General features: G+C 71.3%; 14 protein-coding genes and 1 pseudogene. 8 read left to right on the top strand and 7 right to left on the bottom strand.

The window, feature by feature from the left end; all coding sequences use genetic code 11:
- Positions 1 to 63 precede the first annotated feature (63 nt).
- The 5 genes from QF035_RS45730 to QF035_RS45750 form a co-directional block, all read right to left on the bottom strand.
- The gene (locus QF035_RS45730; RefSeq protein WP_055617065.1) at positions 64 to 303 is read right to left on the bottom strand and encodes a DUF6213 family protein; all 240 of its coding nucleotides are present in this window, start codon (positions 301 to 303) and stop codon (positions 64 to 66) included.
- 25 nt (positions 304 to 328) lie between these two features.
- Positions 329 to 1,714 (bottom strand): NADP-dependent succinic semialdehyde dehydrogenase, encoded by a 1,386-nt coding sequence (locus QF035_RS45735; protein ID WP_307527854.1) that lies wholly within the window; start codon positions 1,712 to 1,714, stop codon positions 329 to 331.
- A gap of 155 nt (positions 1,715 to 1,869) precedes the next feature.
- Entirely contained in the window at positions 1,870 to 2,340 is a 471-nt protein-coding gene (locus tag QF035_RS45740; protein WP_307527856.1) for an NUDIX domain-containing protein, read from the bottom strand.
- On the bottom strand, positions 2,337 to 3,884 hold the full coding sequence (locus tag QF035_RS45745; RefSeq protein WP_307527858.1) for an ATP-dependent DNA ligase: 1,548 nt from the start codon (positions 3,882 to 3,884) through the stop codon (positions 2,337 to 2,339). The genes QF035_RS45740 and QF035_RS45745 overlap by 4 nt, the downstream gene beginning before the upstream one ends.
- A gap of 170 nt (positions 3,885 to 4,054) precedes the next feature.
- The gene (locus tag QF035_RS45750; RefSeq protein ID WP_307527860.1) at positions 4,055 to 4,990 is read right to left on the bottom strand and encodes an NAD(P)/FAD-dependent oxidoreductase; all 936 of its coding nucleotides are present in this window, start codon (positions 4,988 to 4,990) and stop codon (positions 4,055 to 4,057) included.
- Between the two features lie 77 nt (positions 4,991 to 5,067).
- Here QF035_RS45750 and QF035_RS45755 point away from each other — a divergent pair, with 77 nt between their 5' ends.
- The 8 genes and pseudogenes from QF035_RS45755 to QF035_RS45790 all read left to right on the top strand — a co-directional run bounded on the left by QF035_RS45755 (position 5,068) and on the right by QF035_RS45790 (position 12,441).
- On the top strand, positions 5,068 to 5,763 hold the full coding sequence (locus QF035_RS45755; RefSeq protein ID WP_307527863.1) for a helix-turn-helix domain-containing protein: 696 nt from the start codon (positions 5,068 to 5,070) through the stop codon (positions 5,761 to 5,763).
- A gap of 93 nt (positions 5,764 to 5,856) precedes the next feature.
- Positions 5,857 to 6,837 (top strand): NADPH:quinone oxidoreductase family protein, encoded by a 981-nt coding sequence (locus tag QF035_RS45760; protein WP_307527865.1) that lies wholly within the window; start codon positions 5,857 to 5,859, stop codon positions 6,835 to 6,837.
- A complete protein-coding gene (locus QF035_RS45765; RefSeq protein WP_307527868.1) occupies positions 6,834 to 8,042 on the top strand; it encodes an acyl-CoA dehydrogenase family protein in 1,209 nt (402 codons plus the stop codon). The genes QF035_RS45760 and QF035_RS45765 overlap by 4 nt, the downstream gene beginning before the upstream one ends.
- On the top strand, positions 8,039 to 9,139 hold the full coding sequence (locus QF035_RS45770; RefSeq protein WP_307527869.1) for an acyl-CoA dehydrogenase family protein: 1,101 nt from the start codon (positions 8,039 to 8,041) through the stop codon (positions 9,137 to 9,139). Before QF035_RS45765 ends, QF035_RS45770 begins: the two co-directional genes overlap by 4 nt.
- 149 nt (positions 9,140 to 9,288) lie before the next feature.
- Positions 9,289 to 10,515: pseudogene (locus QF035_RS45775) on the top strand (ABC transporter substrate-binding protein); the annotation flags it as partial.
- Positions 10,505 to 11,083: an ABC transporter ATP-binding protein gene (locus QF035_RS45780; protein WP_307531867.1), complete on the top strand. Its 579-nt coding sequence runs from the start codon at positions 10,505 to 10,507 to the stop codon at positions 11,081 to 11,083. The pseudogene QF035_RS45775 and the gene QF035_RS45780, both read left to right, overlap by 11 nt.
- A gap of 133 nt (positions 11,084 to 11,216) precedes the next feature.
- Complete coding sequence (locus QF035_RS45785) at positions 11,217 to 12,077, top strand: phosphatidylinositol-specific phospholipase C/glycerophosphodiester phosphodiesterase family protein (protein WP_307527872.1); 861 nt, start codon at positions 11,217 to 11,219, stop codon at positions 12,075 to 12,077.
- Between the two features lie 169 nt (positions 12,078 to 12,246).
- Positions 12,247 to 12,441, top strand: coding sequence for a hypothetical protein (locus QF035_RS45790; RefSeq protein WP_307527874.1), 195 nt, complete (start codon positions 12,247 to 12,249; stop codon positions 12,439 to 12,441).
- Between the two features lie 30 nt (positions 12,442 to 12,471).
- Here QF035_RS45790 and QF035_RS45795 read toward each other — a convergent pair whose 3' ends face one another.
- Both QF035_RS45795 and QF035_RS45800 read right to left on the bottom strand, forming a co-directional pair.
- Entirely contained in the window at positions 12,472 to 13,713 is a 1,242-nt protein-coding gene (locus tag QF035_RS45795) for a phosphodiester glycosidase family protein (protein ID WP_307527876.1), read from the bottom strand.
- A gap of 82 nt (positions 13,714 to 13,795) precedes the next feature.
- Positions 13,796 to 14,152, bottom strand: coding sequence for a DUF779 domain-containing protein (locus tag QF035_RS45800; RefSeq protein ID WP_186001443.1), 357 nt, complete (start codon positions 14,150 to 14,152; stop codon positions 13,796 to 13,798).
- Positions 14,153 to 14,245 lie beyond the last annotated feature (93 nt).

Below are 14,245 nucleotides of genomic sequence, written 5' to 3' on the forward strand. Positions count from 1 at the left end.
CCGCGTGGGCGCGACCAGCCACAACGAACCCGCAGCGTTCAGACGACCTCAGAAACGACACCCCTAGCCGGACGCACTCCCACTGCTGTGCGCGATGCACGCCACATCAATCCGGTCGGCAAGCTTCGCAAGCTCAATGGTGAGCGCGGCGACGGTGTCCTCGTCGAGCCCATCCTGTCCCGCCTCCACCAGATGCAGCCACCGACCACCCATCGTTCGCAGGAGCTTGCTCACGTCGGCCGCGGAAACCTGCAAGGTACCGCGGTCGTCGACGATCAGAGGCAGGGTCACTTCGCGGTTCACAGAGGGGATCGTAGCTCCGGAACGCTCACGCTCCGTGCCATACGGTGGTGATGTTGCAGAACTCTCGGATTCCGTGTCCCGACAGCTCACGCCCGTAACCGGACCGCTTCACCCCGCCGAACGGGAACGACGGGTGGGACGCCGTCATCCCGTTGACGTACACGCCGCCCGCCTCCAGATCACGTACGAAACGGTCGATCTCGGTCTCGTCGCGGGTCCAGACGTTGGAACTCAACCCGAACGGCGTGTCGTTGGCGATCGCCAGGGCCTCGTCGAGATCGGCGGCGCGGTAGAGCGTCGCCACCGGTCCGAAGGCCTCCTCCAGGTGGATGCGCATCTCAGGGGTGATGTCGGCGAGGACGGTCGGCGGGTAGTACCAGCCGGACCCGTCGGGGCGCTCGCCGCCGCACAGGACGGTCGCGCCGCTCTCGACGGCGTCGTCGACGAGCTCCTCCAGGTCGCCGCGACCCTGTTCGGTGGAGAGCGGGCCGACGTCCGTGGTCTCGTCCAGGGGGTCGCCCACCGTCAGGGCCTTCATGCCCGCCGTGAAGCGCTCGGCGAAGGCGTCGAAGACGTCCGTGTGCACGATGAAACGCTTGGCGGCGATGCACGACTGCCCGTTGTTCTGAACCCGGGCCGTCACGGCGATCTGAGCCGCCCGTTCGACGTCCGCCGACGGCATCACCACGTACGGGTCGCTGCCGCCGAGCTCCAGGACCGTCTTCTTGACCTCGTCCCCGGCGACCGACGCGACCGCGCGGCCCGCCGGTTCGCTGCCGGTCAGGGTGGCCGCCTTGATCCGCGGGTCGCGCAGGACGTCCTCGACCGCGCCCGAGCCGATGAGGAGGGTCTGGAAACAGCCCTCCGGGTAGCCCGCCCGGCGGAACAGGTCCTCCAGGTAGAGGGCGGTCTGCGGGACGTTCGAGGCGTGCTTGAGCAGGCCGACGTTGCCCGCCATCAGCGCGGGCGCGGCGAAGCGGATCACCTGCCAGAGCGGGAAGTTCCACGGCATGACCGCCAGGACCGGGCCGAGCGGGCGGTAGCGCACGAGGACGCGGGAGGCGCCGGAGTCCTGCGCGTCGGCCGGGTCGCCCTCCTCGTCGGCAAGGAGCTTCTCGGCGTGATCGGCGTACCAGCGCATCGCCTTCGCGCACTTGGCGGCCTCCGCGCGGGCCTGCTTGACCGGCTTGCCCATCTCCGTCGTCATCACGCGGGCGATGTCCTGCGCGTCCTCGTCGAGCAGGTCGGCGGCGCGGTGCATCAGCGTTGAGCGCTCCGCGAGCGAGGTTGTGCGGTGGGTGTGGAAGGCGGCCTCGGCTGTCGCGAGCCGGTGTTCGATCTCCTCGGGGCCCAAGGCGTCGTAGGTCTTGAGCGTCTCGCCGGTTGCCGGGTTCACGGTGGCGATGGGCATGGCTGTGACCTCCTGATGCAGGGTGTGCCTTCGACCCTCTCGCTGGGTGGGAGGTGCCGCAACGTGTGGTACTCAAAGCGCGGGCCGTATCTGGCTGGTCGCGCAGTTCCCCGCGCCCCCAAAGGGCGCGTTCCACTGCACGCGTGCCCTTGGAGCTAGCCCGTATGCCCTTCGAGGCGGTCCAGGAATGTTGTCTGGGCCTTGACTAGGAGGGGGCGTGCTCGGGCCGGGCTCAGCCATTCCACTCTGTCCAGTTCGGGGAACTCCTGGACCCGGCCCGAGCCCGGCGGCCATTCCATCGTGAATGTGCCGGGGATCATCGTTTTCACGTCCAGGTCCGCCTCGATGGCCCAGACCGTGACGACCTTGCGGTTGGTCTGGGTGACCTCGCCGAGGGGGATGGGGTCGCCGTCGGGAGGCGGGAGCCCCAGTTCCTCCTGGAACTCTCGGCGTGCCGCGTCCCAGGCCGGTTCGTCGGGCTCGTACTCGCCCTTCGGTACGGTCCAGGCTCCGGCGTCGCGACGGGAGAAGAACGGGCCGCCCATGTGGCCCAGGAGTACCTCGACGCCGTGGTCGGTGCGGCGGAACAGGAGCAGGCCCGCGCTGCGTTTCGCGGTGGCGGTCACGGGGTGACCTCCGGGTGCGTGGCGAGCAGGGTTTCCACGGTGTCGGCCTGTGCCGGGGTCTTGTCCTCGCGGTAGCGCACGACCCGGGCGAAGCGGAGGGTCACGCCCGCCGGGTAGCGAGTGGAGCGCTGCAGACCGTCGTACGCGATCTCGACGACGAGTTCGGGACGGACGGTCACGACCCAGCCGTTGTCCTCGACGGCGAGTTCCTGGAGCCGTTCGGTCTGCCAGGCCAGCATCACGTCCGTCAGCCCTTTGAAGGTCTTGCCCAGCATGGCGAAGGAGCCGTCCGGATTGCGGGCACCCAGATGCAGGTTGGAGAGCTTGCCGGTGCGCCGCCCGTGACCCCACTCGGCGGCCAGCACGACCAGGTCCAGGGTGTGTACGGGTTTGACCTTCAGCCAGGAGGCACCGCGGCGGCCCGCGCTGTACGGGGCGTCGAGGGCCTTGAGTACGACGCCCTCGTGGCCGCGCTTCAGCGTGTCGGTGAGGAACTGTTCGGCGGCGGCCCGCGCCCGCTCGTCCGCCGGGTCCGCCACGAGGGTGCGGCGTACGCGCATCGGCTCGGGAACCAGACGGGCCAGCTCGGTGTGGCGCTCCGCGAACGGCAGGTCGAGCAGGTCTCGGCCGTCCACGGAGAGCGCGTCGAAGAAGACGGGGGAGACGGGGACGGCCTCGGCGGCCGTGGCGACGTCCACGCGGGAGCCAACGCGGCCAGCGATGTCCTGGAACGACCGCGGCCGCCCGCCCTCGTCGAACGCGATGACCTCACCGTCGAGGATGAAGTGCTCACCCTTCAACTCCCGTGCGGCGGAGGTGAGTTCGGGCAGCCGGTCCGTGATGTCGTCCAGTGTGCGGGTGTAGAGGCGTACGTCGTCGCCGTCGCGGTGGACCTGGACGCGGATGCCGTCCAGCTTCTCCTCGACCGCGCACGCGCCGAGCTTGTCGGTCGCCTCGGCGACCGACGAGGCGCTGTGCGCGAGCATCGGCTGGACGGGACGGCCGACGGTGAGCCGGAACTCGGTGAGAGCCCCCGGTCCGTCGGCGAGCAGCCGCTCGGCCACGGTCTGGAGCGAACCCGCCAGCATCACCGCCCGCCGTACGTCGGCGGAGGGCGCGCCCGTCGCCTGGGCGAGGCCCTCCACGGCGACGGCATCCAGGGCGCCCTGACGCACCTCACCGCCGATCAGCCCGAGCAGGAACCGCTGCTCGGGCTCCGTGCACGCACCCATCAACTCGCCGACCAGTCGAGCCCGTTCGGCCTGGGAGCCGGCGCCGGAGACCTTGCCGAGATCCGTGAGGCGGGCGTCCACCTCCCGCACGGTCAGCGTGGGTTCCTCGGCGGGCGGGACGGGTGTGCCGAGGATCTTCCAGCCGATGCCGAGCCGCCCCTGGGGAAGGCGGCCCGCCAGATACGGGATGACGATCGGCACGTCGTCCGCCTCGGCGTCCCGGAACAGCTCCGCGAGCAGAGCCGTCTTCCGGGACCGCGCCGAGGTGGCGGCGACCTCCTGGGACACACGGGCGAGCCGGTGCAGCAGCATGGAGCCATGGTGCAACGGAGGCGCCCGATCCACACCCGCACGGCGGACACCCGCACGGCGGACACCCGCAGGGCAGGGTCTTCGGCCCGCGTCCGCCCGCCCTACGTCTGCGCCCGGCCCACCCCTTCGGCCGGTGCTCGCCCAGCCCGCGTCCGCGGATCTGCCTCGGGCTACGCCCCCACGGCCGCGTCGAGGTCCGTGAAGAGCAGTTCGCCGTTGATCGTGGCTCCTGCCCGGTAGCCGCCGCTCGCCGCGTTCACCACCTGCTCGCCGAAACCGATCGCGTTGCCCGCCGCCCAGACGCCGGGCACGCTGGTCAGACCCGTCGGGTCGACCACGGCGTACGTGCCGAACGGTGTCTCCTGCAGTTCGGCGCCGAGCCGCTCCAGGAGGCCGGTGCGCGGGATCGCCCGGGGTGCGACGAACAGGACCGAGCGCTCGTGCGTCGTGCCGTCCGCGAGCCGGATCCCGGTGAGCCGGTCGTCCTCGACGACCAGCCCGGCGACCTCGCCGGGCACCACGTCGACCCCGGCCGCGGCGAGCCTGCGCAGATCCTCGTCCGCGAGTTCGTCCTCGGCGACCGTGTGCAGGAAGAGGGTCACGTCCTTCGACCACTGGGAGACCATCAGCGCCTGGTGGACGCCCATGGGGGTCGTGGCGAGCACGCCGAAGGCCTGGTCCCGTACCTCCCAGCCATGGCAGTACGGGCAGTGCAGCACGTCCCGCCCGAAGCGCTCGGCGACACCCGGCACCTTGGGCAGTTCGTCCGCGAGGCCGGTGGCGACGACCAGTCGGCGCCCGTGCACCGTGCGCCCGCCTTCGAGCGTCACGTCGAACTCCCCGTCCGCGTCCTTGGCCACGTCCACCGCCCGGTCCCGGACGAGTTCGACGCCGTAGCGCGTGATCTCCTCGCGTCCCACGGCGAGGAACTCCATCGGCGACATGCCGTCCCGCGACAGATAGCCCTGCATGTGCGCGGCGGGCGCGTTGCGCGGCTCGCCCGTGTCGATCACGAGCACACTCCGTCGTGCGCGTCCCAGGACGAGCGCGGCGGACAGTCCGGCCGCGCCGCCTCCGACGACGACCACTTCGTACCTCTCGGTCATGGTGACCACCTCCACTGAGAAGGTCGCTCACCTCCTGCCGTATTGACAAACATCTTTGCCGAAACTGCAATGAAGAGATGAGCGAGCGCGACGAGCACAAGAAGCACGAGGGGACCGGCACGGACATCAGCACCGGCACCGGCACGGACACCAGCACCGGCACCGGCACCGGCGCAGACACCGATACCGACACTGATGGCGTCCTCGCCGAAGTCGGACCGCGACTGCGCCGCATCCGCAAGGAGCGGGGAGCCACCCTGGCGGGTCTGTCCTCCGCCACCGGAATCTCCGTGAGCACCCTGTCCCGCCTGGAGTCCGGGCTGCGCAAACCCAGTCTCGAGCTTCTGCTGCCCATCGCCCGTGCCCACCAGGTGCCCCTCGACGAACTTGTCGGGGCCCCGGAGGTGGGCGACCCCCGCATCCGCGCGGCGAAGCCCATCGTCATGCACGGCCGTACGCACTGGCCGCTCACCCGCCAGCCCGGCGGTCTCCAGGCCTACAAGGTGCTGGAACCGCGGCGGAAGCAGGAGCCGGACCCGCGGACGCACGAGGGTTATGAGTGGCTGTACGTCCTCTCCGGGCGGCTGCGCCTGGTGCTCGGCGAGCACGACGTCGTCCTCGGCCCGGGGGAGGCCGCCGAGTTCGACACGCGTGTGCCCCACTGGTTCGGGTCGACGGGGGAGGGGCCGGTGGAGTTCCTGAGTCTCTTCGGGCGGCAGGGGGAGCGAATGCACGTACGGGCGCGCCCGAAGAAGCGTGGCGAAGACGACTGACACCGACAGGTGCCGACTGTTCCCTGATGGGCAAGCGACCGCTTAGTATGCAATCGAACCCGGTCAGACAAAGCAGTCCCGTGGAGGCCCGGCATGCAGGCATGGCAAGTGCACGAGATCGGCGAGCCGAGCGAGGTGATGCGGCTTGAGGACGTGGAGCGGCCCACGTCCGGTGACGGCCAGGTCCTGCTCAAGGTGCGCGCCGCGAACATCAACTTCCCGGACGCGCTGATGTGCCGCGGGCAGTACCAGGTCAGGCCGCCCCTGCCGTTCACGCCGGGCGTGGAGATCTGCGGCGAGACCGAGGACGGGCGGCGCGTCATCGCCAACCCGGCGCTGCCGTACGGCGGCTTCGCCGAGTACGCCGTCGCGGACGCCGCCGCTCTCCTGCCTGCACCCGACGCGCTGGACGACGCCGAGGCGGCCGCGCTGCACATCGGCTACCAGACGGGCTGGTTCGGGCTGCACCGGCGGGCTCGTCTGGAGGCCGGAGAGACGCTGCTCGTCCACGCTGCCGCAGGAGGGGTCGGCAGCGCGGCCGTGCAGCTCGGGAAGGCCGCGGGCGCCAAGGTCATCGGCGTCGTGGGCGGCGCCGACAAGGCGGCCGTCGCCCGTGAGCTGGGCTGTGACGTCGTCGTGGACCGGCGTGCCGAGGACGTCGTCGCCGCCGTGAAGGAGGCCACCGGAGGCCGGGGCGCCGACGTGATCTACGACCCGGTCGGTGGCGACGCCTACACGCAGTCCACCAAGGTCGTGGCCTTCGAGGGCCGCATCGTGGTCGTGGGCTTCGCGAGCGGCAGCATCCCGAGCCCGGGCCTCAACCACGCGCTGGTGAAGAACTACTCGATCCTGGGCCTGCACTGGGGCCTCTACAACACCAAGGACCCGAAGCTGGTCCTGCGCTGCCACGAGGAGCTGACCGAGCTGGCCGCCCGCGGCGGGATCAAGCCGCTCGTCAGTGAGCGCGTGCCGCTCAGCGGGGCCGCCGCCGCGGTGCAGCGCGTCGCCGACGGCGTCACCACCGGCCGTGTCGCCGTGGTGCCCTCCCTCGACGAGAACGGAGCCGTCGCATGACCGACGCAGCGGGCGGGAGCGGGGCGATCGACGCCGCCGAACTGCGCCGCCGCACCCAGGAGTTGCTGGCCACGCACCCGGTAGCCGGCACCGACCGGGTGGACTTCCTCAAGGCCCGATTCGACGCCGGACTCGCCTGGGTGCACTACCCGCAGGGCCTCGGCGGACTCGGTGCGCCGCGTTCCCTCCAGGCCGTCGTGGACGCCGAGTTGGAGGCCGCGGGCGCGCCCGACAACGACCCGCGGCGCATCGGCATCGGCCTCGGCATGGCCGCGCCGACGGTCCTCGGCTACGGCACCGAGGAGCAGAAGAGCCGCTTCCTCAGGCCTCTCTGGGTCGGCGAGGAGGTCTGGTGCCAGCTGTTCAGCGAGCCGGGCGCGGGCTCCGACCTGGCCGCGCTGGGCACGCGTGCGGTGCGTGACGGCGACAACTGGGTGGTCAACGGCCAGAAGGTGTGGACGTCCAGCGCCCACCTCGCCCGCTGGGCCATCCTCATCGCCCGTACCGACCCGGACGCGCCCAAGCACCGCGGCATCACGTACTTCATCTGCGACATGACCGACCCCGGTGTCGAGGTGCGGCCGCTGCGCCAGATCACCGGTGAGGCCGAGTTCAACGAGGTGTTCCTCACCGACGTCCGCATCCCCGACGCCCACCGCCTCGGCGAGGTCGGCGACGGCTGGCGGGTCGCGCAGACCACGCTCATGAACGAGCGCGTCTCCATCGGCGGCATGCGCATCCCGCGCGAGGGCGGCATGATCGGCCCGGTCTCCAAGACCTGGCGCGAGCGTCCCGATCTGCGCACCCACGACCTGCACCAGCGGCTGCTCACGCTGTGGGTGGAGGCCGAGGTCGCACGGCTCACCGGCGAGCGCCTGCGCCAGCAGCTCGTCGCGGGCCAGCCGGGCCCCGAGGGCTCCGGCATGAAGCTGGCGTTCGCCCGCCTCAACCAGGAGATCAGCGGCCTGGAGGTCGAACTCCTCGTCGAGGAGGGCCTGTTGTACGAGGACTGGACGATGCGCCGTCCCGAACTCGTCGACTTCACCGGCCGCGACGCCGGCTACCGCTACCTCCGCTCCAAGGGCAACAGCATCGAGGGCGGGACCAGTGAGGTCCTGCTGAACATCGTCGCCGAACGTGTGCTGGGCCTGCCCTCCGAGCCGCGCACCGACAAGGACGTCGCCTGGAAGGACCTCGCCCGATGAGCGCCCCCGACCTGCTGTACTCGGAAGAGGAAGAGGCGCTGCGCGCCGCCGTCCGCGACCTCCTCACGGACCACTGCGACGCGCCGGGAGTCATCGCCCGCACGGAGTCGGACCGGCCGCACGACCCAGAGCTGTGGAAGGCACTCTCGGACGGCATGGGCCTGGCGGGCCTCCTCGTCCCCGAGGCACAGGGCGGCCAGGGTGCCACGCACCGCGAAGTCGCCGTCGTCGTGGAGGAGTTGGGCCGCGCGGTCGCCCCCGTCCCGTATCTGACGAGTGCCGTCGTCGCGACCGAGGCGCTGCTCGCGTGCGGGTCCGACGAGGCCGCCGAACTGCTCACCGCCCTCGCGTCCGGCCGCACCATCGGCGCGCTCGCCGTGGCGCTGTCCGCCGCTCCCGGGGCGCCCTACAAGTCCGTACGCCATGAAGACGGCACTCTGCGCGGGGAGTTGACCGGCATCGCGGACGCGGTCGCCGCGGACGTGCTGCTCGTGCCGGCGGACGACGGCGGCCTGTACGCAGTGGACGCCGGTGCCGACGGTGTCACGGTCACCCCGCGGGTCTCCCTCGACCTGACCCGGCCGGTCGCCACGGTCACCTTCGACGGGGCCCCGGCGCGCCTCCTCACCCCGGACGCCGCACCGGCCGTACGGCGTGCCCTGCGCACCGGAGCCGGACTGCTCGTCTCCGAGCAACTCGGCCTCGCCGACTGGTGTTTGACGGAGACGGTCCGCTACCTGAAGGAGCGCAAGCAGTTCAACCGCCCGGTCGGCGGATTCCAGGCGCTCAAGCACCGGCTCGCCGCGCTGTGGCAGGAGGTCGTGGGCACGCGCGCCGCGGCCCGCAACGCCGCCGACGCGCTGGCCACCGGGAGCCCTGACGCCGACGTGGCGGTCGCCGTCGCCCAGGCCTACGCCGCGCCCGTCGCGGTCCATGCCGCCGAGGAGGCGGTCCAGTTGCACGGCGGGATCGGCATGACCTGGGAGCACCCGGTCCACCTCTACCTGAAGCGCGCCAAGGCCGACTCGATCGCGTACGGCACGGCGGGCGCCCATCGCGAGGCACTGGCCGGTCTGGTGGACCTTCAGGCCCCCTGACCTCGACCTGGTCCACTTCCGCCGACGGCACGAAGGCCCGCTCCGACCCCCCGGACAGGAGCGGGCCTTCGCTTTACCCACGTCCCCCATCATGCATAATTGCGAACTGTTCGCAATAACTGTTGATGTTCATTAGGGGTGGGGGTGGCATGAGGGCCCGATCGATACGAGGCATGGGCACCCTGGCGACGGCCGCCGCTCTGGCGACCGTCGCCTCCGCGTGTTCGGCGCCCGGTGAGGGGGCGAGCGGGGATGCGGCGACCTCGGCCGTCGTCGGCATCGCCTACGAACCGGAGACCCTCAGCCCGCTCCTCGGCTTCGGCAAGGACGGCAACTCCAAGATCTTCGACGGGCTGCTCACCCACGACGCCGACCTGAAGCTGAAGCCCGCACTCGCCGCCGCCCTGCCCGAGGTGAGCGACGACGGGCGCACGTACACCTACGCGTTGCGCGAGGGCGTGAAGTTCAGCGACGGCGAGCCGTTCACCGCGAAGGACGTCGTCTTCACCTACGAGACGATCCTCGACGAGAAGACCAACAACGCCTCCAAGGGCGAGCTCGACGCGATCGAGAGTGTCGAGGCGAAGGGCGACGACACGGTCGTCTTCCGGCTCAAGTACCCCTACGCGCCCTTCGCGGAGCGCACGGTGCTGCCCATCGTGCCCGAGCGCATAGCCGGCGGCCAGGACGTCAACACGGGCTCGTTCGGGACGGAGCCCGTCGGCACCGGGCCCTACAAGCTGGCCAAGTGGTCCAAGGGCGAGCAGCTCGTCCTGCAGGCCAACTCCGGTTACTGGGGCGGACTTCCGAAGATCGAGCGCTTCACCATGGCGATCATCAAGGACGACGACGTACGCGCCACCCGGCTGCGCTCCGGCGACCTCGACGGCGCGATCCTCCCGCCGAACCTCGCCAAGGCCTTCCGGGGGTCGGGGCAGAAGACGTACGCGGCCAAGAGCTTCGACTACCGCGCGGTCACCCTGCCGACCGGCAACAAGGTCACCGGGAACACCGCCGTGCGCCGCGCCCTCGACATCGCCGTCGACCGGCAGGCCATGGTCGACGGCATCCTCGAAGGCGCCAGCAAGGTGGCCCACGGACCCGTCCCGACGGACAGCGAGTGGTTCACCGAGGGCACCGAGCGGACGTACGACCCGAAGAAGGCGCGGACGGTCCTCGACGCGGCCGGCTGGAAGCCGGGCAAGGACGGGATCCGCGTGAAGGACGGCGTCCGCGCGAGCTTCCCGCTCTGGTACGTCTCCGGCGACAAGCTCCGTCAGGACCACGCCCTCGCGTACGCCTCCGACGCCAAGAAGATCGGCGTCGAGGTCGAGGTGCAGGCGGGCACCTCGGAGGTCATCGAGCCTGAGCGCCGGGGAGGCCGTCGGGCTCCAGGGACCCAGCGGGTGCGGCAAGTCCACGCTGGCCCGGGTCGCCGCGCTGCTGCACCGGCCCGACTCCGGCGAGGTCGTCATGGACGGCGAGCCGGCCGGCGGCTGGCGCCATCGCGCGCCGCGCGCCCAGCGCACCGCCTTCGGGATCGTCTTCCAGCAGCCACGCCTCTCGGCGGACCCCCGGCTGCGGCTCGCGGACCTGATCGCCGAGCCGCTCCGGGCCACTGGGCAAACCGTGGACGGCGTACGGGAGTTGGCCGAAACCGTGGGGTTCGGATCGGACCTGCTGGCCCGTCGGCCCCACGAGGTCAGCGATGGGCAGCTGCAGCGCGCCTGTCTCGCGCGGGCGCTCGCGCTGCGGCCTCGCTGGCTCGTCTGCGACGAGATGACGGCGATGCTCGACGCCTCGACCACGGCCGCGCTGGTCGGCGTCGTGGAGACCTACCGGCGGGAGAGCGGGGCCGGACTGCTGGCCGTCGGGCACGACCGGGTACTGCTGGAGCGGTGGTGCGACCGGACGGTCGGGTGGGCCGAGTTGACCTCGGTGTGAACGTCCGCCGGAGGCGGTCGACCGAAGTGAACGCACAGCGGCAGTCCGGCCAACTCCCCGCACGGCCCTGCTCCTTGACCCCCGCGAGGACCGATACTCGCTGAGGCCCATACGGCATCTCAGGGAGGCAGACATGGCCCTCACCACCCGTCGCAGAGCCCTCACCACCCTCGCCGCCGCGGTGGCGGGCAGCGTCGCCGTTCCCGCGTACGCGCAGGCGACCGAGGGCGGACACCGGCCGCGCCCCCTGTGGCGCGCCCATGCGCACAACGACTACCTCCACCCCCGGCCCCTCCTCGACGCGCTCGACCACCGCTTCGGAAGCGTCGAGTCGGACATCTTCCTCGTCGGAAACCAGCTCCTGGTCGCCCACGACCCGGTCGAGCTCGACCCGACCCGGACCCTGGAATCCCTCTACCTCGCCCCGCTCGCAGCCCGTGTGAAGGCCAACCGCGGCTCGGTGTACCGGGGGCAGCGCAAGCCGCTCCAGCTGCTCATCGACATCAAGACCGAGGGCGCGTCCACATACCAGGAGCTCGACCGCCAACTGCGCCGCTACCGGCACCTGTTCACGACGTACGCGCATGGCCGGGTCCTCCCAGGCGCGGTGACGGCCGTGGTCTCCGGCGACCGCGCGGCCCGTGTCCCGATGGAGGCCCAGACCGTGCGGCGGGCCTTCTACGACGGCCGCCTCCTCGACCTCCTGGCCCCCGTGCCGGCCCCCGCCTCCTTCATCCCGCTGATCAGCGACAACTGGACGCTCAACTTCACCTGGCAGGGCGTCGGCGCCTTCCCCGAGGTCGAGCGCCAGAAGCTGCGCGGCATCATCGCTGCGGCGCACTCCCGCGGGCAGAAGGTCCGCTTCTGGGCCACCCCGGATCTGGCGGGGCCCGCCCGTGACGCGGTCTGGGGCGAACTCCTCGCCGCCGACGCCGACTACGTCAACACCGACGACCTCGCGGGCCTCGAAGCGTTCCTGGACGCCCACAAGTAGGTCCACGAGCGCGCGTGGCCCAGCGATCACCGACCGACGGGCGTAGCCCAGCGCTTTCACGCGCAGTCAACACACGTTCGGCGGACACGTCAGCCGCCCGGACGAACCTCCCGCTACGCCACACTTGCGGCCGAAAGCCGCGGTGTGGACGTGGCGGAGGAGGTTGACGATGGCCATTTCCATCTCTGTGGTCCTGTTGCTCTTGATCCTTGCGGTGGTCTTCCTCCGCAACGGCGCGCTGAAGCTCTCGCACGCCGTGGTCTGCGTGCTGCTCGGCTTCTATCTCGCGAGCACGAGCATGGCGCCGACCATCCACAGCGGGCTCACGGCGACCGCCGACGTCGTCAGCAGCCTCAGGCCGTGAGCCCGCGGCAGAGGTGAGGCGGGCGGATCACTACCGCGAGAACACGCCGATCCCGTTGGGCACCGGCCTCTCCGCCCCGCCGCTGGGATGGTTGCGCACGGTCGCCATCGTCGAGCCCGGCTCCCGGGCGGCCAGCGTGGTCGAACCGCCGCCGTCGAGGCTGAAGGCGTCCATGGAACCCAACTCCCGCATGGCGTCGGCGACTTCCGCGATGGTGAGTCCGGTGCGGAACTCGGGTGCCCCGTCCAGCGCGAGCAGCAGGAGCCGGCGGCCGCCGTCCGAGATGCCCGCGGCGGTCCGTACCGCCGCGGTCGTGGTGTCCAGACCCGCGAGCGGCTGCCCGCCTCTCAGGACCGGATAGCCGCCGATCACGAACCGGTACGGGATCCTCGACGCGGCTGCCACCAGCCGGTGCCGCACCGTGACCCGCTCACCGAGGGACAGCTTCCGCAACTGCTGGGCGCCCGCCTCCCGGCCGACCAGGACAGTGGTGCCGGAAGCGATGGGTCCGTTGCCGGGTGTGTCGGCCGATGACACGACCCGGCCGTCCTGGACGGTCACCTCATGGGTGTCCGTGCTGCAGGGCGCGGCCCGGTCGGTGTCCGTCCCGCAGGTGGCCCGCACCCGCGAGACGGTGCCCCAGTCCGAGGTGAACGCGCCGACGGAGCCGACCGGCAGGGCGTACTGATTGAGCCCGCCGAGCGGCAGCCGCGTCTCGGTGGTGGCGACCGAGCCGTCGAGGGCGAGGCTGTCGAGGCGGGCCCGATGGTCCGTGCCCACGCCGAGTACGTCCCGGGTGCTCGTACCGGGCGGCAGGGCGGGGCCGAAGCGCTGGCCGTCGGGGACCGCGGCCTTGAGCGTGCGCCCGCCCGCGATCGCGGGACCGACGGACGCGCCGGTCGCCTCGACCCCCGGATGCTGGGTCTCGGTGATGTTGAAGAAGTCGCCGTTGACGCCCGCGACGGCACCCTGTGCGTCGGCCAGCCGCGACACGGGAGCCCGCGCCGCGACCACGCCGGGGTGCAGCAGGTCCACACTCACCCGCGGATTGCGGAGATCGACGCTGAGCACATGTGCGTGCGCCACACCCTTGGCGGCCGGAATGTCGAACTCGGTGTAGCGCACGCCGGGTGCGAGCCGGTGGAAACCCGGCGGGCCGCCGTCCGGCGCGCCACTGGCCGGTGCCGCCCCCGCGAGGGCGGCACCGGCCAGTGCGCTCCATGCCGCTACAACCGTCAGTGCGGTTCTGAGTCGTCCGGTGCGTCGTCTCACGCTGCCCCTGCTCTCTCCGCTGTCTCCTCAAATGGCCCAGGACACAAGGGAGTTCACCACAGAGCAGGTGGCGTGACGACGACTACGTGCCGACGAGACGCGAACGGGTCAGGAAACGCACCCCTTCGGGTGCCTCCAGCGAGAAACCACTGCCCCTCCCCTCCACCACGTCGACGATCAGCCGGGTGTGGCTCCACACCTCGTACTGGCTCCGCGACATCCAGAACGTCACCGGCTCGTCGACGCCCTCGACGGCCAGCGAGGCGAGGAGCACGTCGGAGTCGCCCGTCCGGAACTCGCCCTCCGGGTAGCACATGGGCGCGCTGCCGTCGCAGCAGCCACCGGACTGATGGAACATCAGCGGACCGTGGGCGGCCCGCAGTCGGCGCAGCAGCTCGGCGGCGGCGGGCGTCAGCTCCACGCGCGGGGCGGATGGGATCACCGTGCATCACTCCTCATCGCTTCGAGGCGTACCGGACCAGGTCCTGACCGCTGTCGCGGACCCTATCGAGCCGACGGACGGGCGTCAGTG

This window comes from Streptomyces umbrinus (assembly GCF_030817415.1).
GTDB classification, from domain to species: Bacteria; Actinomycetota; Actinomycetes; order Streptomycetales; family Streptomycetaceae; genus Streptomyces; species Streptomyces umbrinus_A.